The sequence below is a fragment of the Terriglobia bacterium genome (genome assembly GCA_020073185.1).
Lineage (GTDB): Bacteria > Acidobacteriota > Terriglobia > Terriglobales > Acidobacteriaceae > JAIQGF01.
This window is the reverse complement of sequence record JAIQFT010000015.1, coordinates 39,632-59,270: the sequence shown is the minus strand read 5'-3', so window position 1 is coordinate 59,270 and position 19,639 is coordinate 39,632. Positions and strand designations below refer to the sequence as shown.

Below are 19,639 nucleotides of genomic sequence, written 5' to 3'. Positions count from 1 at the left end.
ACTGGCGGCGTCATTCTTTGCGGGACCCTCATTCGCCAATCATCTTATGCGTGCCCTTTAAGCCGAACTCTTCATCGCCTCTGTGGAACGCCTCTTCGCGAGTTCGCTGAAGACCTGGTAGAACGCCGGCACGCTGGCCTTCAGCAGGTCGAAATCATTCTTGGAAACCAAGAGCACATCCATCCGGGTGCGAGCTCGAATGGTCGCGTTGCGGCTGCAATCCATCAGCACTGCCATTTCCCCGAAGTAGTCGCCGCTACGCAACGTGGCGACCACCGTCTGGACCCCGTCGCGTTCCTGCAGCACCTCGCACTCACCCGACTCGATGATGTACACCTTGTCGCCGACATCACCCTGGAAGAAGACCATCTCGTCCGCCTCGAAGTGCTGCTTGCAGATGCCGCTTTCCATCGCGGTCCGCACTTCCACCAAGTCGGGAGGAAACACCACGGAGAGTACCCAATCCAGGAAAATCCGCACCTTGCGGTTCAGGGTGGGAACTTTCATCAGGTAGACGGTTCGCCATAGGCACCACGCCGGGAATCCCGACACGCGCATGCCCAAAGTCTCCGCGACCGCCGAGTAATGCCCCAGAGAGCCCAGCTTGCCCAAGGCTTCAAACGCGAACGCGCTTTGGGGCCGCCCCTGGATGGCGGCGACGATGTTGCTTGCCACCGCCTTGGCTTCGCGGACGGCGTGCTGCGCTGTCGGCGGCACGGGTTGGCCCGATATCGTCGTGATCGAGGCGCAATCGCCCAGCGCCCAGACCTCGCCTTCATACCCGGCCAGTTCCAGGTTGCCGTTGACCAGCAACCTGCCTTTGTCGTACGTGCAATCCAGCTTTTGCAGCACCGGGGGTAGCTGCGCGGGAACGGTGGAGATGACGGTCTTGGTGGGGATTTCCATCTTCGAGCGCAGAATGGCCTTCTCCGAGGTCGCCGCCACCAGCCGGTCGTGCAAAAGGATTTCGACTCCGCGCCGGTGCAGGAGTTGCTCAGCAAACTCGGCCAGTCCCGCGGTCACTTCCGGCAAGATCCGGTCTCCGGAATGAATCAGCAGGCAGCGGTGCTTCTCCTTGCGCAGCCGTGGGAATCGCCGCTTCACCTGCTGGATGAAATCATTGAGTTCGGCAATCACCTCCACGCCCGAGAAACCGCCGCCGGCCACCACGAAGGTCAACAACTTGCTGCGAATCTCCGAGTCCGGTTCGACTTCGGCTTCCTCCAACACGTTGATGACGTGGTTGCGCAGGCACATTGCATCGGCCAGGTTCCGGAATGGCAGGGCGTGCTCCAGCATCCCGGGCATGCCGGAAAACTTGGTGGTGCTGCCCAGCGCGATCACCAAGTAATCGTAGGAGAGTTCCATCTTCCGCGGGCGGAACCCCGGACTCACCGTCACCACCCGGTTCCTCAGGTCAATCGCTTCCACCTCGCGCATCACCAGCTCCGTGCGCGAACACAGTTGGCGGATGGGAGCGACCACGTCGGTGAGACCGATCGAGCCGGAAATCACCTCCGGGATCATCGGTTGGTAAACCCAGTAGTTTTCGCGGTTGACGAGGCTGAGCGCCGCCTCATTTGGCTTGAGGAGCTTTTCCAGGTGACGGGCGGTATACACGCCGCCGAAACCGCCGCCTAGAATCAGAATGCGTTTTTCCCCAGTGCGCATTGTCCCCACACGTTCCTACGCCGGCCCTCATGAACTCGCGACGCAGAATACCCCGCGCGGCTGCATCGAGTCAGGCAAATTGGAAATGGCTCCCGACGCGAATTGGGTCGCCCAACGACCCAGTGGTTTGATTCGCACCCTACACTGCCTTCCGCAATAATACAACCCGATAGTGATTGCGCGTCGGGAGCATCACCATCGGCGTGCCAACGGCGTTTGTCACCATCGCGGTTATCATCAGGGGCCATGCCGTGGCACGCCCCCGTTGTTCTTAACCTGCGCACGCGAGTTGTCGCGGCAGCAAGTTACTTCTTCAGCGAGCGAACGAAAGCGATCACGTTGCCAATGTCGGCGTCAGTCAACCCGGCAGGCGGTTTCATCTTGCCCTTGCCCTCCTTGATGACTTTCTTCAGGTCGGCGTCGCTCATCTTCTGTACCTCAGGCGAACCCAGCGGCTGGATGGTGGTGTTAAACATCTTGGCCATTGCCGGATTCCCTTCGCCATTGGCGCCATGACACATCTTGCACTTCTTGTCGTACACGGCGTGGCCGGCGGCGACATCCGCCGCCAGCGCGGGCGTGATTGCCACCACAATGATTACCAGGATCGACGCTGCGGTTCGAAACATGTACGCGCTCATCTTCTCGTTCTCCTTGTTGTTTTAGCGGTCGGTACGCCGTAACAGACCTGCGGCTTGTTGCATGGCCCTTTTGTTGACAGTATTCATAATGTCTTCGCGGGTGGAAGGGATCACGCTGACCAGGGTGAGGAAATTCTCCTTCCCCAGCACCGCAACCGTCGTCTTCGTAGTCGCGCGCACGGTGGCGTTGCGAGGGTGGCTGGTGATCAACGCCATCTCGCCAAAATACTGGCCCGGCTGAAGTTTCGCCACGAGCTGTTCCTGCCCGCCCGATCCGGTCACCACCTCCACTTCACCGCTGTGGATGAAGTAGGCGCAGTCGCCTGTGTCGCCCTGCTGGAAGATGAACTGTCCTGGATCGAATTCCTCAAAGTAGAACAGGCTATGGCTCCGCAGGAACTTCCACGCCAGCACCCCCAGCAGAACGGCGATTCCAACCGCCACCAGCGCAGGCGCGATCACGGAAAACACGAACAGCGTACCGCCCGTGGTGTTCATCAAAAACTGTAATCCCAGCCCGTATGCCACCAGCGCCAGGAGTTGCGCCGCAATCAGCAGCCGCCGGGCGATGATGGGATCGGATTCAATTCGCTCCAGCTTCGTCGCAACTTTATTCATGGCTTCACTTCCCCTGGAACGTTGTGCGCGGGATTCGTCGCCCCATGGCATTGCATGCAACTGGTCTCGCCGGAGAACAGGGAAGCCTTGAATTCGTCGTGCACGCCCAGCCACTTGACGGATTCCGCATGGCACTTCAGGCAATCGGTGTTGGGATACGGATGGCGCAGCTTGACCGGCAACTTGAAGGTGCGCGTGTAGTACACCCACACGTCGTGCATGCCCTCCTTCTTCGCCTCCACCGTGCCAAAAAGGCCGTATGAAGTATGGCAGATGTAGCACTGATCGTCGGGGATGTACCGGTTCTTGTAGTGCAGGGCCGCCAGGCTCTCACTCTTCGGATTCTTCATGTCGCTGACGAACGCCTGCATCGTCAGGTGGCAGGATTCGCAAAACTCGACTCTCTCCGCCCGTTCAAAGACGAGAACGGTGCCGACCCCCGACGAAACCACCGGAAGGACCCCGACACCCAGGGCGAGAACCCCCCACGACGCGGCGCTCAACGTCCGGCCACGGTAGCGCACCAGCGAGTAGAGAACGACTGCGATTCCGATCACGATCACGGCCGCCAGCAACCGCGCGCCGAAATGCTCCACTGGGTCCCTCTGAAACCGGGAGATCTCCTGCGCGCGCAGCAGGAGCGGCGTGAGCGCCAGCGCGGCCACATGGACAACGCGCCCAGCTTTCCTGACCCGCATGACTCCCCCACTGCCACTTAGATCGGAACACGACTCTTGCGGCCAGTGTCGGAGCCGCAGACCATGCACCATCGTGGCCGGGTCGCTGGAACGTCACTGAGCCTTCCTTCACCGGGGTGTGGCAGGTGCTGCAATCGGGGCGCGTCCCTTGACATGAAAGCCATATAAGGTAGAAGGTTCCCGGCTTCTCATTCGCGGTCACGTCGACAGCCGTCGTCTGACCTGCGCCCCAGCCCACCTACAAGAACGTTGCGGCAACAATGCCCGACAGTTGCGAGGCACAGGTGATGGGTGCACATAAGGCGTTGCGAACCGGTCGCGGTGCTGGGGTACCGAATCCCCACGGCTACCAAAACTCCAGCAAAGTGTAGGGCTCTATACCATGCTGAAAGCCCGGAGAACAATTACCCAAGTAGTAACCCGAAGCGGCTATGGGGCATTCCAGCCGGCTGGTTAGGCAAGAAACTGCGGCAATGACTGCCAGCAATTAGGGACGAGCATTGACGTTCCGGGCGTCGCGCCGAACTCGCCTAGAGAAATTCGTCCCTAGAGACTTTATGTCCCTGTGTGCGTCGGCATTTCCGAGGTTAATCTGGCACCACGTGTTTGTGGTGAGCAACGCTCCACGAATCCGGAACTGGCCTCGCGCTACGCGTCTTCGCGTGGCGTTTTGATTATTTAGCGTCACCTGGCCAGTCTGGCGGCTGCGAAGGTCACCCCCCAGACCTACGCCAATCGTCCTGTACATCGGTGTGTATTCGCTGCGTGCAGCAAGGGACCAGGCAGCGCAGGGACACCGCAGGAGCCGGACGGAAGGGCGGTCGGTCGCATGGCAGGTTTTGTTCCGAGTTGCAACTCACTTGAGAGCGCCACTCATGAGCCGCAGAAGCTATCTATATCTATTCCGCGCATCCCTGACGTTGTGTCTGCTGGTTCCAGCCAGCCTGCTGTGCGCCGGCAGTAAGAAGCAAAAGAAGGAGGAACCGGTCGATACCAGCAACCTGGTGTGGCCGCAACCTCCGCAACGGCGCCGGATCGCCTATCTCGCCCAGATCACTGCAACGGACGACGTTGTCGGCGTTCCCAAGCGGAGTTGGATGGATCGCGCCGCTGGGGCCAGGCCTCCGGCACGGCGACAAGTCTTGAAATCGCCCTATGGCGTGGCCGTCGATTCCAAGCGCCAGATCTATGTGGCCGATGCCGCCAATCACGCGGTGTTCATCTTCAACCTGGAACAGAAGCGAGTGGAGTATCGTGGCGACCGGCCTCCCGCGCGCCTGGCGCTCCCCATTGGACTGGCCATCGATGACGAGGACCGCCTGTTCGTCTCCGATGCGGCGCTGCACCAGATTACCTGTTTCCGCCCTGATGGCGAGGTGCTGGCGGTGTTTGGCATGGACGACCTGCAGCGACCCGCCGGCATGGCGCTCGACAACCGCCTCCATCGTTTGTACGTCGCCGATGCAAAAGCCAACCGACTGGCGGTCTTCGATACCACTTCGTTTCGTCGGCTGCAGCATATCGGAGGGCCCAGTACCCCGGGCAAAGGCGAACCCGGCAAATTCTCCGCCCCGAGCAATGTGGCGGTCGGTGCCGATGGCCAGGTGTTTGTCACCGACACCTGGAACCAGCGGGTGCAGGTGTTCGACTCCGCCGGCAAATTCGTGCGCGCGTTCGGCCGACATGGTGTTACCCCAGGTGATTTTGTCCGTCCCAAGGGCATCGCCGTGGATAGCGAGGGGCATGTGTACGTCGCCGACGCCGAATTCAACAATTTCCAGATCTTGACTCCCGACGGGCGTCCGCTGCTGGCGGTTGGCGATTACGGGACGAATCCCGGCCAGTTTGCTCTGATTGCCGGCATGGCAATCGACAAATCCAACCGGATCTATGTAACCGACCAATGGCATGGACGCTTGCAGATTTTTCAGTATTTCCCGGAACAAGCGGCGGTTGTGCGGACCGGGACGGCCCCGTAGTCGAATCCCCACGAAAACACCTGGTCTGCACGACTGTGGACCAAAAGGAGGACTCGTGAAGTGCTCAATCGTCCTGGTTGTGCTGGCAGCATTTGTGATCACCAGCGCAGCCTGGGCACAGACGTCCAAGGTCATTGGCTCCAAGCACGACATTAACGCCCAGGGCTGTAAGGGTTGCCACGCGTCGCACGACGGAGCCTCGGCCACCGGCGGCACCAACGCGGCTTCGGGCAAGATTCTGCTCTGGGACCGCGACTTCTCCACGCAGACGTTCGGCGTTTACGATTCGCCGAGCATGCAAAACAAGGCGAGCGAGATCGGCGGAGCCACCCCCCTGCAAAACACTGACGCACGCATGAACTCGCTGCTCTGCATGTCCTGCCATGACGGTGTGACCACCCCCAACTTGACAGCTAACACGGGGCCGACGGGTTCGGTGTCCATCGGAAATCCCGCAAATTCGTTCGGCTTGCAGAATGACCATCCGGTCAACATGTCGCATGATCCGACGAAGAACGCGCAATTGGCGCCGGTGTCGAGCGTCACCAGCGGGGGACTGACGCTGTACGGCTCCGCCAACACCGTCCAGTGCTCCTCGTGCCACACCACGCACGACCCGACCAACGGGTCGTTCCTGCGGAAAGCGAATACCAATTCCGCTCTCTGCACCACTTGCCACCTCTAACCAGGACAACGTGGGGAGGGAGTTCGCCTCCCTCCCGCAAATTTTAGGCCGAGGCACGGATGAGTTCCCGCAAGCGCAGGACGCTGGCAGCGCTGCCAGTCCTGATTCTGCTGATCACCGCCAGCGTGGCGGCGACCGCCATCATTCGTCCGCAAGAGAGCATCGCCGCCGGACCGCTAGTCGTGGAGCGGATTGACCTCATCCGCGGCAGCAGCGGCGTGGAGATTGAGATCACCACCAGCGGTCCCATGCAATACACCACCATGCAGCTCTCCAAGCCGGAGCGATTTGTCGTTGACGTGCCGGATTCGATCCCGAGTCCAGAATTGAGTGCAATCCATTCCATCGCAGTGAATACGGCTGAAATCAAGTCAGTCCACATCGATCATGGGTATCTGCGTGGCAAACCCGTGACGCGGATCAGCGTGGAAGTGGCCCCCAAGCGCGACATGGAGATCGCGCTGGCGCCCGACGGGTTGAAGCTGAGGCTGCGAATTGCCCCAATCACAGTGTCGCCGCGGGCGGCGCCGGCCGCATCGGGAGGATTCTGGGCGCGAATACGGCACCGCTCCCGCAAGGTGGATGAACTTGAACACGGCACGGCGGCGGGGGCAGCTGAAACGAATGAAGTCGAAGCAAAACTTGAACACCCCCCGTTAGCGGCCACCGCGGAGCCTGCTGGCAACGTCCCACCGCCGGAACCAGTCAATATCGAAGGTTTAATCTCGCGGCCAACGGCGTTGTCGGCCGTCACCGCAGAGATAGCGGCGCCTCCGCTGGAAGTCCCTGAACCCGTCAATATGGAGGGGGTACTCTCGCGTCCGCCGGCCTTGGCGGCTGAAACAGCCGAGATAGCGGCGCCGGCCGGCGTTCCCGAAACCAATCCGGTTGCGCCGCCGGTGCGGCTGGGTGTCGGCGTAACCGGCAAAGCCAAGGACGTCGAACTGGGACGCGAGGAAGAGGCCATCAGGGCGACCCTGCCAGCGGAAAAACGTGTCCCGGCGCCACGCAATGGCGGCGCCTATGGCCTGCAGGTGTCAGGTGCCGTCACCGGCGGCTACTACCAGGCTTCCACCAGCAACGGGTATGTGTCACAACAGGATTCCCCGGTGGGGAGCTTGCGTCTGGATGCGACCGGCTTTGTCCGCAGCCCACAGATTCTGAATTTCACGGTCAAGCCACAAGGCAGTTTGGGCCGCCTGTCCAGCGAAGGCGTGTTCCCCGATGGAAATGGCGTTTCCGTCACTACCACTCTATTTGGCGGTGGGGCGACACCGTTCACGGTGTCGTACCACCGCCTAAACCGCGCGTTGGTGACCTTTGGGCCGCTCGACCGGCTCGCCGGGCTGGAAGCCAACACCTTTCAAGACTCGCTCGGAGCAAGTTGGCAGCTCCACTTGAAAAACGTTCCCGAGCTGGCAGTGAGTTATTCCAAGTACTCCGACAACTATGAGCCTCTAACCGCCCTAGCCCCCAAGACGGTCGACGGCGGGCGTTTGTTCTCGGTGGACGTCACCTACAAATTGTCGGGCTGGAACCTGCAATCGCGCTACAAGTTAGAACGCTCGACGCAGGACCTAATCAACATCTTCGATCCTAAGCAAGCTCCTTATCTCTACAAACGCAACGATCAGGAAGTTCGCGTTTCGGCCGATCGCGAGGTCGGCGAGTGGCTGAGCACCGCCATTGTGGCCGGTGCAACCAAGGCACGGAACCAGGTCCAGGGGCGCCCGTTCGACCAAAGCTTCCGGTTTTTGACCGGCAGCTCGTTCCTCCGGCCGAGCAAGAAACTGACATTCTCCTTCCGCGCTGGAGTGACCGACAACATTGTGGGCGCCTTCCTCGAACAGGTTACCGGAGGAAACAGCTTAACCTCCGCCCAGCCAATCCTGTTAGTGCCCAGTCAGGCTGACTTGCGGATGATCAGTTTCAACGGCTCGGCGCAGTACGCGTTCACCAACGACTTGCGTGCGCAGGCCGACGTCACGCGGGAAACCACGCATGCGCCGCTGTCCAGCACGATTGCAAGCTCCGCCAGCGGATTGACCTCCGCACAGGGCAGCCTTTCCTTGACTCACCGCTTCCGGTTCTGGCGTCTGCAGGCCTACTACGCCGCGAACGGCGGAAATTTCACCTACGCGGCCGCGGGATCGAACACCACCTACGGCCAGCGGGCGAACGCCAGCGCCACCCTCGGCTCGCTGGCCTCTATGGAGCTGACGGCCGGGGTCAACGGCAGCCTGCAAGATGTCACCGGCAGCACCTACGTGCACGACCGCAGCGCCGGGGCGAACTTGGCCTTGTCGCGCTCGCTCTGGGAACGCTGGAAGGTGCGCGCGACCTACGACCGCGAAAATGACAAGTACAATTTCCTGGCCGCGCAATATTCCTCCGTCCTCAACGGGGTAACAGTTTCGGTAGTCCATCCGTCCGCTGAGCTGTCCGTTTCTCACAACATCCGCGACGGTCTGACTTTTCAAGCCGATCCCCGCCTGCAGTTGGTTTCCTCCGGCCAGGGCGGCCTGTTGCTGGGGGCCTTCCCGGGCACGTTGGTAGTGCCCACCGGCGCTACTTGGAGCAGCGCGGCACTGGCCGTCCACCCGGTTCAAAAATTGACAGGACGCGTGGCCTGGCTCACCAGCCGGCAGAGGCTGCAGGGCGCCGTCACCAATTCATATCGCGAGTGGGAGGTATCCGCCGGATACCGGTTCCGCTCCATCACGCTGGACGCCGGCTACCTGTCCCACGACCAGAATTTTGCCGTCGATGTGTTCCAGCGCAATCGTTTCTTTTTCCGCGTGGTTCGTGAATTCACGGTGTTTTGAGAAATTGGCTGGACGAAAAATAATTCGAGCTGGTGCGCGCCTGGTGGTCGCGGTGTGGCTGTGTCTTGCGACAGCGCCGAATGGCCTTTGCGCCGACGTGCCCGCGCCCGCGGTCATCGCCGGCGGGCGGCGCATCGATTACCTGCGTTCCATCGCCTCGGAAAAAGACGTCAATCCCACACGTTCGTTCTGGAACAAGCTGGTGGACTTCGTGGCGGGCGCGCCCAAGTACCGCCACCTGGTGCGACCTTACGCGATCACCACCGATTCCCACGGACGGATCATCGTCACCGATCCGGGCGCGCAAATGGTGCACATCTTTGACTTCGCCCAGAAGAAGTACCATCACCTGGAGGGCGGGCGGCATCGGCGCTTCGAATCTCCGATCGGCGTCGCCACCGACGCCGACGACAACATCTACGTCACCGATTCCTTGCGCGGCCATATTTTCGTTTTCGACCGCGACCTCCACTTCCGCCGCTTCCTCGGTGAGCGAGGCGGGGAGGGCATCTTCAAGCGGCCCACCGGCATTGTCGTGGATTCGGCGCAGCGCCGCATCTACCTGAGCGACACGCTGCGCCACAGGATCTTCATCCTCGACCTTGAAGGCAACGTGCTGGGCAGTTTCGGAGAGCGCGGCAGCGCTCCCGGCCAACTCAATTTCCCAACTGACCTCGCCTGGCGCGACGGCGAGCTGCTGGTCCTGGATGCCATGAACTTCCGCGTGCAGGGATTTGATCCCAGTGGCAGGCTGCAGCGGGTGTTTGGCCAGCTGGGCAATAGCACCGGGTCCCTGAGCCGGCCCAAAGGACTGGCCGTGGACAGCGAAGGCGACATCTACACTGCCGAAGCGCTGCTGGAAGCCGTGCAGATTTTCGACGGCGACGGCCATTTCTTGTACTACTTCGGGAACACCGGCACGGGACCCGGCGAGTTCCAGTTGCCCGCCGGAGTCTGGATTGACCCCCACGACCGCATCTTTGTCGCGGATGCCCTGAATCGGCGTGTACAGGTGTTCCAGTTTGTGCGCGCACGCGGAAGGGGTATGCCGTGATGCGGGCGCGAGCCGGGGCCGTAATCGGGGGCGGCCTCGTCCTGATATTCGCGAGCTGGCTGGCCGGGCCGGTGTCGGCAGGTACGGCGGACGTCATCCACTCGTCGCACAACCTGTCCGCCAGCGGTCCGGGAACCGTGCAGTCTTCGGAAACGCAAGTCTGCATTTTCTGCCATGCGCCGCACAACGTGTTTCCCGAGGTCCAGCCGCTGTGGAATCGCTTCCTGCCGGTGCAGTCCTACAATCCATACAGCAGCTCCACGATGAAAGCGGCGGCGGCGATGCCCAGCCAGACCTCGAAGCTGTGCTTGAGTTGCCACGACGGAACCGTCGCCCTCGGACAGACCATCACAAGCGGGCTGATCACGACAACCGGTGCTCTGAGTCCCGCCAAGAACCTGACGACCGACCTGAGCGATGACCATCCCGTCAGTTTCACCCTCACCAACAACGGCGAACTCTCTCCCAACCTGTTCCTAAGCCCGCCGGTTACAGGCGATCCGACCGTAAAACTGCGGAATGGTAACGTCGAATGTGTGACCTGTCATGATCCGCACACACCGAACCTGGATCCCATCGCAGGCATGTTCCTGGTCCGTCCCAACTCCAATAGCGCGATTTGCCTGGCCTGCCACGATCCTTCCCGGCCGCAGCCGAACGCCTTGAACGGCTGGACCAGCAGCGCCCACCGCACCTCCGGCAACGCCACCGCCGGCGGCGCCATGTTTGGTCCCTACGGCGACGTAGCCTCGGATGCCTGCCTCAACTGCCACCAGTCGCACAACGCTCCCGCCGGCGCCGCGGCTCGCCTGCTGCGCGGCCCCGAAGAAGAGGCGTGCCGCCAATGCCACAGCGGCACCAACTTGAGTCCGGCGATCGCCGATATCATGGGGGAATTCAGCAAGACGTACAGCCACCCGGTAATAACCGTTACCGGCCTGCACGACGCGGCCGAGGATGCGTTTCCTTTGAATGGCAATCGTCACTCTGAATGTGTCGACTGCCACAATTCGCACGCCGCCTCCAACACCGGCGGCAGCAACGTGCCACCGGCGCTGCAGTCCCCCCTCCTGGGCGCCTCCGGCGTGGACCAGGCCACCGGCGCCATCGCGCTGCGCCCCGCCAGCAACGAGTACGAGATCTGCTTCAAGTGTCACGCCAACAGCACCAACAAACCTCAAGATGGCGCCGGCTACAGTGTGTACGGCCGGACGCCCGTGCGGCTGACGTTCAGCCGCCTGGCTGACCCGAACAATGTACGGCTGGATTTCAATACCGGCTTGGCGCGGCACCCGGTCACGCAGCCTCGGTACCTGACGGCGGCGGCGACCCCCAGCCTGCGCCCTGCCATTGTGAATTTGGATGGCAGCACTGGCCGCAGCCTCGGCCCAGGCACCTACATCTACTGCGGCGACTGCCACAATAATGACCGAGCCCGCGGTGCCGGCGGCACGGGTCCCAACGGACCGCATGGATCGGCCTATCCGCACTTGCTCGAGCGCCGTTATGAGGTAGAAAACCCGCCAGGCAATGGCGTCAGGTACACCGGCGGGACGACGGGCACCTATGCCCTTTGCGACAAGTGCCACGACATCACCAACAGCATCCTGCAGAACCGGAGTTTTACATCTGGCAGTGGGCACTCGATGCACATTGTCGAGGAGCGCACTGCCTGCTCCACCTGCCATGCGGCGCATGGAATTCAAGGAGGGGGGTTAGCCGCCACCACCAAGAGCCTGGTGAATTTCGACACTGCGATCGTGCGGCCCAGCAGCAGCGGTCTACTGCTTTACCTGAGTACCGGGACGAATTCCGGTCTCTGTTTTCTGACCTGCCACGGCGAAAATCACAACCCGTATAGATACCCGAATAACTGATGACCAAGCTCGCTCAACTACGAGGTGCAAAGGCGATCGCGATGGTCGCCGTGCTGACCTGCTTTTTTTTTCCATGTACGCCTCGGCCCAACTCGCTCCCGGACCGCTGTCGAAGGCACATAGCTTCCTGAACGGCGCCACCAATTGCACCAGTTGCCATCGGCTGGGCGGCCAGGCGACGAAGTGTCTTGATTGCCACACCGAAATTGCGATCAGGATCGCGGCCGGACGTGGCATGCACGCGCGCGTGGCGGGAAAAACCGCCGGCAGTCCAAGCTGCTCCACGTGCCACTCCGAGCACAATGGCGAGCGCTTCGCGCTGATCCGGTGGGAACCGCCGCAGCCGCTGTTCGACCACAGCAAGACAGGATGGCCGCTCACCGGCAAACATACGGCGCTGACATGCAGCCGCTGCCATGCGCCGGAGAACATCGTGGCAAGCGAGAAGCCGCAGATTCGGGTCAAGGATCTGAGGCGGACCTTCCTCGGCCTGTCGCGCGAGTGCGCCGCGTGCCACAACGATCAGCACCGCGGCCATTTCGGCCGCAACTGCGAACAGTGCCACAACCCCAGCGACTGGAAGGCGGTACCGAACTTCGACCACGCGCGCACGCACTTCACGCTGACCGGAGCGCACGCGCGGGTTAGCTGCGACAAATGCCACACGCCGGCGGAGCGAGGCGGCCCGCCGCGCTGGACTGGGCTGGTGTTCGATGGCTGCACGGGATGCCATACGGATCCCCATCGCGGCAAATTCGCCACCGCCTGCCAGTCGTGCCATAGCACCGCCGGCTGGAGGTCGGTTTCGATGCAGGCGGTGGCCGCGAGATTCGATCACGCGACCACGAAGTTCCCCTTGCTGGGCAGGCATGCGTCGCTGCGCTGCGGTCAATGCCACGTGGCCGGCGACTTCAAGAAGCCGATCGCGTTCCAGAAGTGCTCCGATTGTCACCACCCCGATCCGCACAGCGGGCAATTCGCCAAGCGCGCCGACGCTGGCGAGTGTTCCGCCTGCCACACGGTCGAAGGATTCAAGCCGGCGAAATTCGGCCTGCTGGAACACGCGAAAACCGAGTTCTCGCTGCAAGGCAAGCATGCTACGGTGGGCTGCGAGCGCTGTCATATTCCGGCGGGCAAGGCGACGGTATACCGCATCAAGTTTGCCCAGTGTGCCGACTGCCACAAGGACGCTCACGGGCGCCAGTTCGCCGCCGCTCCGCTCCTCAACCGTTGTGAAACCTGCCATTCCGTGCAAGGCTTCCGGCCATCCACATTCACGGTGGCGCGACACAGTACAACGGCGTTCCCGCTGACCGGCAAGCACGTTGCGGTTAAGTGCTCCGACTGTCACAAACCGATTGTCGGGACTGACCCGAAGAGCGTGGCGCGCTACCGCTTTGAAGATCGCTCCTGCACCGCCTGCCACCAGGATCCGCACCGCGGGCAGTTCAGCCGGCTCATGCAGGCAGGCGCCGATGGCAGCACCATGGAATGCCGGCTCTGCCACTCGCCAGAGTCCTGGAAAGACATGAGCTTCCCGCATTCCGTGGACGGCTTTCCGCTACTCGGAAAGCACGCCACCACCGCGTGCGTGAATTGTCACAAGCCGGCGCAGCCGGATATTCCGCTGAAGTTGGTGGACTTCAAATCTGCCCCCAGTAAATGCGAGCGATGCCACCAGGATTATCACCTTGGTCAATTCGCCCGGGCCGGCGGAATCACTCCCTGCGCTGACTGCCACAGCAGTGGGCGGTGGGTGCCGTCGCTGTTCGACCACGGAAGGGAAACGCGGTTCCCGCTTCTCGGCAAGCATCGTGACGTGAAATGCGCAGCTTGTCACAAGAATGTGAAGCTGGTTGAGGGAAAGACGGTGACCGAATTCAAACGCACGCCAACCGAGTGCGCGGCGTGCCATCGCAATCCGGTCTGAGGAACAGTCGCCTGTGACCGACTCCGAAAGGAAGACTTCGATCGCGCAAGAGAAGTTCACGATGACAGTGCAAGCGGCTGCCAGGTCCAAAGGGGATGCGGGAGGGAGTCAATGCGGAATATAAAATCCGTTGCCGGTAATTCGCCAGCCCGAAATCGGCATTCTTCATCGGAAATCTGCGATCGGCTGCCGGAGGTGATTCCATGTGCGTCAGAGGCAAGCTGACGAATCTCCCGCGCAGCCTGGGCCTTGTGATTGTTCTGCTCTTCACGCTCGTCGCATGGTCGCAGGATGCTGGTGAAAGCGGCAGAAAGCACAATTTGAATGGTCAAAGCTGCTCGACGTGCCATGTCGCGTCGACCGCTTCGCCATCGCCCGCGGCGCAGGCAGGCAACTGCGACACAACCCTGTTGTGGGACTGCGCATTGCTCTCCCGGACCTTTCAAAGCTACGACGCGCCTGCGGCCGGCAGCAAAGCCGCGGGTGCGGCATTGCCTGGGGACGACACGCAAGTGCGCATGTCCTCCATGCTGTGCGCGAGCTGTCACGATGGAGTCTCCACCACGGATATGAATCGTGGCTCCAAAGCCGATTTCTTATCCAGCGTCCCCAGGGGCCTGCAGAACGAGCATCCCGTCGACGTTCCCCATGACCCCACGAAGGATCCGAAACTGGCTGCGTTGCCCGTTGTCCTCCGGCAGGTAAAGTTGTTCGGTCGCACCAACACTGTACAATGCACCACCTGTCACGAGGTCCACGACAACAATGATGCCGACCTCCTGCGGTCGCCCAATAAGAATTCGTCGCTGTGCGTTGTCTGTCATCTGTAGCGGAATCGCTGGCGCTCGGTCACCGCTTATTCGTGCACGTTTGGTAGCCAGCGCAGCATGCGGTTTTGCAGCGTGTTGACCACCAGGTTCAGCAGGATGCCGATGGCGCCCGCCACGATGACCGCAGCATAGGCTTCGGGAATGCGGTAGGTCGCCTGGTACTCGTAAATCGCGCGCCCCAGTCCGCGCTCGCCCAGCCCGACGAACATCTCCACGGCAATCACCAGCACCATGGAGTAAGAGGCGGCGGTGCGCACGCCGTCGAAGACGCTGGGCAGGGCCTCGTAAAAGACGATGTCGGTGATGGTCTCAAACGAACTGAGCTCGAACAGCTTGGCTTGGTAGAGACGCCGCTTGTTGGCCAGCGTGGCGCCGGTCACCGTGTTCACCAGAATCACCAGCAGGCTGGGATACGCGGCGAGGGCAACGATGGAGGTTTCTCCGACGCCGACAATGATCAGAAACAGCGGAAACAGCGCCGAAGCCGGGATGGACCGCAGCGCGTGCAGCGGACCTTCCACCATCTGGTACCAGCGCTGGCGATATCCCAGGTACAGGCCGACAGGAATTCCCACCGCGCCCGCTATCGTCAGAGCGCCCAAGACGCGGCCCAGCGTCAGCGCAACGTCGCCGACGATGCGGTCCCGCACCATGCCGCTGACGGCGCGCAGCACGCTCCAGGGCGCGGGCAGCACGATCGGGTCCACCAAACGAAAGCCGGCCACCGCCGCCCAGGCAGCCAGCAGCAAGAGCAGCGGCGCGATCACTCGCGTCGGCTTGCGCAGCGGCTTGGTCAATCTCGGCATGAGGGGTTACACCAGTCCATCGCGGATGCAGGCGATGAGCGCCTTCTCCATGGTGTCGTAATCCAGCGTGCCGCGTTCGCGCGGATGCGGGCTCTTGAATTCCATGTCGGACATGATCCGCACGGGGCGGTCGCCGACGATCACGTAGCGCATGCCGATGGCGAGCGCGTCGGAGACGTTGTGCGTGATCAGCACCACGGTCATGCCATCCTTGGTGGCAAGCGCGTGGAGCGCGTGGATGATGTTGGTCTTGACGTCGCGATCGAGCGCGGAGAAGGGTTCATCGAGGATGACCAGCGGGGGCCTCCACGACAGGCAGCGCGCCAACGCCAGCCGTTGCAGTTCGCCGCCGGAAATCTGCGCCGGCAGCGAATGCAAAATGCCATCGAGCCGGAACAAGGAAGCCAGATACGCAACCCGCGCTTGGCTCTCCAGTTCGCTCCATCCCAATTTTTCGAGTGGGTACTCCAGGTTGCCGCGCACCGTCTGCCACGGGAAGATGCTGTTCATCGGGTGCTGGTCCATGTAGACCACGTCGGCACGCTTGCTGAACTGCGGCGACCACTCGATACGCCCCGCGGTCGGTTTGATGATGCGGGCCATCATTTTTCCCAGCGTGCTTTTGCCGCAGCCGCTGGCGCCCATGAGCGCGACCACCGAGCCCTGCTCGATGTCGAGGGCGAACCCGGAGTACAGCGCCTTGGAGTCGTTCGCCGCCGTGCAGTAGGAGAAGTCCACGCCGCGCACGCGCAGCGCGTGTTCGCCGGCCGCGTGCGCTCTAGCGCGTTGGGTCGATAAGACGGTGAGCATCGATCTTCTCGGGAATTTCGCCGATCTCGTACAGCATGTCAATAAAACGTTGCAGCACGGCCGCGTCCACCTGGTTCGACAAGGTGATGTCGGCCACGTTTACGCGCGACGCCATCTCCGGCGTCATGCGGGTGAAACGGGGCAGGAGCGCGGTCGCCTGCCGCGGGTGGGAGCCGACGTAGGCGATGGCTTCCCGCATCACGGCCACCGCCCGCCCGCCGGCCTCCGGTTGCCTGCGCTCGAAATCGCGGGAAATGACGGACACGCCCACCGGGCACGGCTCCATCAACTCGGCGTACACGGAATCCGACAGCGGACGGTACTTTCCCGGCTCGGCGATCAAGGTGAGCGGGTCGTAGGAAAACAGCGCATCCACCGCGCCGGATTCCAGGCTCGACACCTGCGCCGATGGCGGCAATTGGATGAACGTGACCGTCTGCGGGTCCACGCCATTGCGTTGCAGGAACGCGCTGATCAGGCGCGTTGCCGACATGCCGGGGAAAACGCCGACCTTGTTCCCTTTCAGGTCCGCTAGCTTTTGCAGCGGCGAGCCGCTCTTGACCACGATGCGATAGGTGGAGTTCTCGCGCCGCATGCGGCTGTGCGAGAACACGCGAAATCGTCCCGGGTGCTGGATTTCCAGATGCAGCAGCGGCACCAGCGACACCGCTGGCAGCACATCGACCTGGCCGGCGACAAGGGCGCTCACCATGTCGTTGCTGCTGCTGAACGACACGACCTCGGCCTGCAAGTGATGGCGTTGGAACATCTGCTGATCCTGAGCCGCGACCACCGGCAGGCTCGCCAGCATGGGTGGATAGGCGATGCGCACCCGGCCATTGCGGCGCGAGGTCAGGCGCACGGCCGCCACCAGGATGACGATCATCGAGGCGGCAGCAACCACCCGGGCCATGCGCGTCTGAGTCAATCCCACCTGGTGTCTAGCTGTATCCCGCCGAAGTGGCGGCCACGGCGGCCCGGCGCTGCGCCAGCTTCTGCTTGCGGCGCGCCAGGCGGAGCTCCAGCCGCTGCAGGCGAGCACGGCCATCGGCGGTGCGCATAATCACCGCCTCCACGCTCAACAGGAAGTATGGCAGCTTTCTGCGAATTTCTTCAAGAAATGGCTTGAATTTGGCGAACACGCAATACATCTCGCCGCTGCAATCGAAGAACAGGCCTTCGTGCAGCGCGCCCCGCAACACCAGTGACGCCGCCATCTCCCAGTAGCTGGTCACCTGCCGCAGATAGGTGTTTTCCTGGCTGGGATAACTGCGCGCCAGGCGCAGCACATCTTCCGCATTTTCCGGCCAGAAATTGGCGGAAATAAAGTGGCGCGCGTCGCGCATGGCTGGATCGCGGCGCAGTTCGTAGAGCTGAAGTATGACTTGCGCGTCGCCCGTGCTGGCCCCAATGCTGTTGTCTTCGCCCTGGTTCGGCGGTTCTTTTCCCATAGCCTCACCCGCAAGCGTTGCCCGGGTCGGTCAGTGTCCGCCGAACAACGAGAAATACGCCTCCTCGCCAATCCACTCGGCGACATGGGCGCGCGTCTCGCCCAGAAAATGCATCTCCGCGTCAAACTCGTGGGCGACGACGCGCTGGTCCTGCCCGTCGTAGTAGCGCACCGCGTAGCGGTTCTCCGAGACGATGATCAGGTCAATCGTCTTGGCGTCATCGAAATCCAGCCCCATGCGGTGCAGCAACTCGTCCATGCCGAGCTTCTCGCCGCCGAGGGTCAGGAACTGCGTACCGCAACCGAGAGGTCCGAAGCGCGCTTCGATCATGCCGCGGCCTCGACCGTCAGTCATGGGCTGGCGGGGCAGGCTGCAACTGCGCCAGCCATTGCGCCGCTGACTGGAGCACCTCGAAGTTGAACTTCAGTTCGCCGTGGTTAAACCAGCGCGGCAGATAGCGGATGAATCCGTTCTCGTGCTGGACGTCGGGGCGCGTGTCTTTCGTGATGTAGCGCACCTCCGCCTGCGGCAACGCTGCCTTCAGCCCGGTGGCCCCGTTCAGGATGGCCGGGATGTCGCGCTCGGCGTAAAGAATCAGGCAAGAACGGGAGTGAGGGGTGACCGGGCCCAGGTCGTCCAGCAGCTTTACCACGTAGCCGGGATACGGTTCGCGCACCGCCGGGCTGGGAAAATTCTCGAACATCCATTTCCCCTGCGGCGACATTTCGGTGATTACCGACGGCGAGATCGCGACCATGGCATCAGCCGATGAAGTGAGCGCCAGCCGCCCGCCCAGGCTCAAGCCGACCGCGGCGGTGCGCCCGAAGCGGCGCAAATACTTCAGCGACGCTTCCACTTCCTGCACCATGCCGGCGCCGATGGCCGCCGTATTTTCTCCGTGGCCGCAAAGGTCAACTGACAACGCTGCCCAGCCCGCCTCCGCCAGCGCGGCAGCCAGACCCAGCATGTGTTCCTTGCTGCCGCCGTACGGGGGCAGGAGAAGCGCGCCACCGCGTGCAGCTTCCTGGGCGAGAAGAAATCCGGGAATTGCGTGACCGTCCGCAGCGCTGATGTTCAGCCGCTCAAAGTTCATAGGTTTTGCCGCCCCAATTCGTTTTCACGTACCTGATTCCGCCGCCTTCGCTTCCAGCGCGGCCAGCTTGGCGCGCATCGCCTTCTCGCGCTCCCAGCGGGAGGTGACATCCTGGATCATGGCGGCCGCGCCCAGCACGTCGCCGTTCGGCGAGCGCACGAGGCTGATGTAAAACTCAATCGAGATGCGAGTTCCGTCCTTGCGCAAGCCAGGCACGGCGAGCACATCCCGTCCGTACTTGGTGATGCCGGTTTCCATCACCCGGCGATAACCCTCGTTGTGCCGGGCGCGATGCTTTTCCGGGATGATCATCTCCATCGACTGCCCGACCGCCTCCGCGGCGGTGTAGCCGAACATGGCTTCCGCGCCGGCATTCCACAGGCGAATGAGGCCCTCGCGGTCGGCGTAGACGGTGGCGACGTGCGATTCGTCCACGATCCGCTCGCATAACCAGGAGTGATTGTAGGAAAAATTCATGGGAGAGTAATTTCGCACGCCCGCGACTTGCTTGCAAGGCAGGTTCAGTGGATGGCAGCCACCAGAGCTTGCGGCCTTGTACCCTCCCCAAAATGAAAGGGTTCGGCCGCGTTGCTCCAGTGACCACCGATGCGCCGGGACGCCCGGTTAGGCGTCCCAGCGCGGCACACGACTGGATGTTGTGTGCGCAGTCT

General features: G+C 62.2%; 18 protein-coding genes. 7 read left to right on the top strand and 11 right to left on the bottom strand.

Annotated features, from left to right (window positions below):
* Positions 1–57: 57 nt before the first annotated feature.
* The 4 genes from LAN64_07605 to LAN64_07590 all read right to left on the bottom strand — a co-directional run bounded on the left by LAN64_07605 (position 58) and on the right by LAN64_07590 (position 3,628).
* Positions 58–1,671, bottom strand: a complete 1,614-nt coding sequence (locus LAN64_07605) for an FAD-dependent oxidoreductase (GenBank protein ID MBZ5567702.1) — start codon at positions 1,669–1,671, stop codon at positions 58–60.
* A 305-nt stretch (positions 1,672–1,976) separates the two neighbouring features.
* The gene (locus LAN64_07600; GenBank protein ID MBZ5567701.1) at positions 1,977–2,300 is read right to left on the bottom strand and encodes a cytochrome c; all 324 of its coding nucleotides are present in this window, start codon (positions 2,298–2,300) and stop codon (positions 1,977–1,979) included.
* Positions 2,301–2,333: 33 nt separating this feature from the next.
* Entirely contained in the window at positions 2,334–2,930 is a 597-nt protein-coding gene (locus LAN64_07595; protein MBZ5567700.1) for a cyclic nucleotide-binding domain-containing protein, read from the bottom strand.
* On the bottom strand, positions 2,927–3,628 hold the full coding sequence (locus LAN64_07590; protein ID MBZ5567699.1) for a NapC/NirT family cytochrome c: 702 nt from the start codon (positions 3,626–3,628) through the stop codon (positions 2,927–2,929). Before LAN64_07590 ends, LAN64_07595 begins: the two co-directional genes overlap by 4 nt.
* Positions 3,629–4,503: 875 nt before the next feature.
* Between LAN64_07590 and LAN64_07585 the strand changes: the two genes are divergently transcribed.
* From LAN64_07585 to LAN64_07555, 7 genes are all read left to right on the top strand, one after another.
* Entirely contained in the window at positions 4,504–5,607 is a 1,104-nt protein-coding gene (locus LAN64_07585) for a 6-bladed beta-propeller (GenBank protein ID MBZ5567698.1), read from the top strand.
* A 55-nt stretch (positions 5,608–5,662) separates the two neighbouring features.
* The gene (locus LAN64_07580; GenBank protein ID MBZ5567697.1) at positions 5,663–6,292 is read left to right on the top strand and encodes a cytochrome c3 family protein; all 630 of its coding nucleotides are present in this window, start codon (positions 5,663–5,665) and stop codon (positions 6,290–6,292) included.
* A gap of 59 nt (positions 6,293–6,351) precedes the next feature.
* A complete protein-coding gene (locus LAN64_07575) occupies positions 6,352–9,117 on the top strand; it encodes an AMIN domain-containing protein (protein ID MBZ5567696.1) in 2,766 nt (921 codons plus the stop codon).
* Positions 9,118–9,169: 52 nt separating this feature from the next.
* Positions 9,170–10,171, top strand: coding sequence for a 6-bladed beta-propeller (locus LAN64_07570; GenBank protein ID MBZ5567695.1), 1,002 nt, complete (start codon positions 9,170–9,172; stop codon positions 10,169–10,171).
* Positions 10,168–12,048, top strand: a complete 1,881-nt coding sequence (locus LAN64_07565; GenBank protein ID MBZ5567694.1) for a cytochrome c3 family protein — start codon at positions 10,168–10,170, stop codon at positions 12,046–12,048. Before LAN64_07570 ends, LAN64_07565 begins: the two co-directional genes overlap by 4 nt.
* Before the next feature lie 73 nt (positions 12,049–12,121).
* The gene (locus LAN64_07560; protein MBZ5567693.1) at positions 12,122–13,978 is read left to right on the top strand and encodes a hypothetical protein; all 1,857 of its coding nucleotides are present in this window, start codon (positions 12,122–12,124) and stop codon (positions 13,976–13,978) included.
* A gap of 251 nt (positions 13,979–14,229) precedes the next feature.
* Positions 14,230–14,808, top strand: a complete 579-nt coding sequence (locus LAN64_07555) for a hypothetical protein (GenBank protein ID MBZ5567692.1) — start codon at positions 14,230–14,232, stop codon at positions 14,806–14,808.
* Positions 14,809–14,834: 26 nt separating this feature from the next.
* Here LAN64_07555 and LAN64_07550 read toward each other — a convergent pair whose 3' ends face one another.
* Genes LAN64_07550 through LAN64_07520 form a run of 7 tightly spaced genes read right to left on the bottom strand, consistent with a single transcriptional unit; the run spans position 14,835 to position 19,445 of the window.
* Positions 14,835–15,614, bottom strand: coding sequence for an ABC transporter permease subunit (locus tag LAN64_07550; protein MBZ5567691.1), 780 nt, complete (start codon positions 15,612–15,614; stop codon positions 14,835–14,837).
* Between the two features lie 6 nt (positions 15,615–15,620).
* Complete coding sequence (locus LAN64_07545) at positions 15,621–16,424, bottom strand: ATP-binding cassette domain-containing protein (GenBank protein MBZ5567690.1); 804 nt, start codon at positions 16,422–16,424, stop codon at positions 15,621–15,623.
* Entirely contained in the window at positions 16,393–17,337 is a 945-nt protein-coding gene (locus tag LAN64_07540; GenBank protein MBZ5567689.1) for an ABC transporter substrate-binding protein, read from the bottom strand. Before LAN64_07540 ends, LAN64_07545 begins: the two co-directional genes overlap by 32 nt.
* A 28-nt stretch (positions 17,338–17,365) precedes the next feature.
* Positions 17,366–17,875 (bottom strand): hypothetical protein, encoded by a 510-nt coding sequence (locus LAN64_07535; protein ID MBZ5567688.1) that lies wholly within the window; start codon positions 17,873–17,875, stop codon positions 17,366–17,368.
* A gap of 30 nt (positions 17,876–17,905) precedes the next feature.
* The gene (locus tag LAN64_07530) at positions 17,906–18,205 is read right to left on the bottom strand and encodes a hypothetical protein (GenBank protein MBZ5567687.1); all 300 of its coding nucleotides are present in this window, start codon (positions 18,203–18,205) and stop codon (positions 17,906–17,908) included.
* A 16-nt stretch (positions 18,206–18,221) separates the two neighbouring features.
* Positions 18,222–18,968 (bottom strand): alpha/beta fold hydrolase, encoded by a 747-nt coding sequence (locus LAN64_07525; GenBank protein ID MBZ5567686.1) that lies wholly within the window; start codon positions 18,966–18,968, stop codon positions 18,222–18,224.
* Between the two features lie 24 nt (positions 18,969–18,992).
* Complete coding sequence (locus tag LAN64_07520) at positions 18,993–19,445, bottom strand: PAS domain S-box protein (protein ID MBZ5567685.1); 453 nt, start codon at positions 19,443–19,445, stop codon at positions 18,993–18,995.
* Positions 19,446–19,639 lie beyond the last annotated feature (194 nt).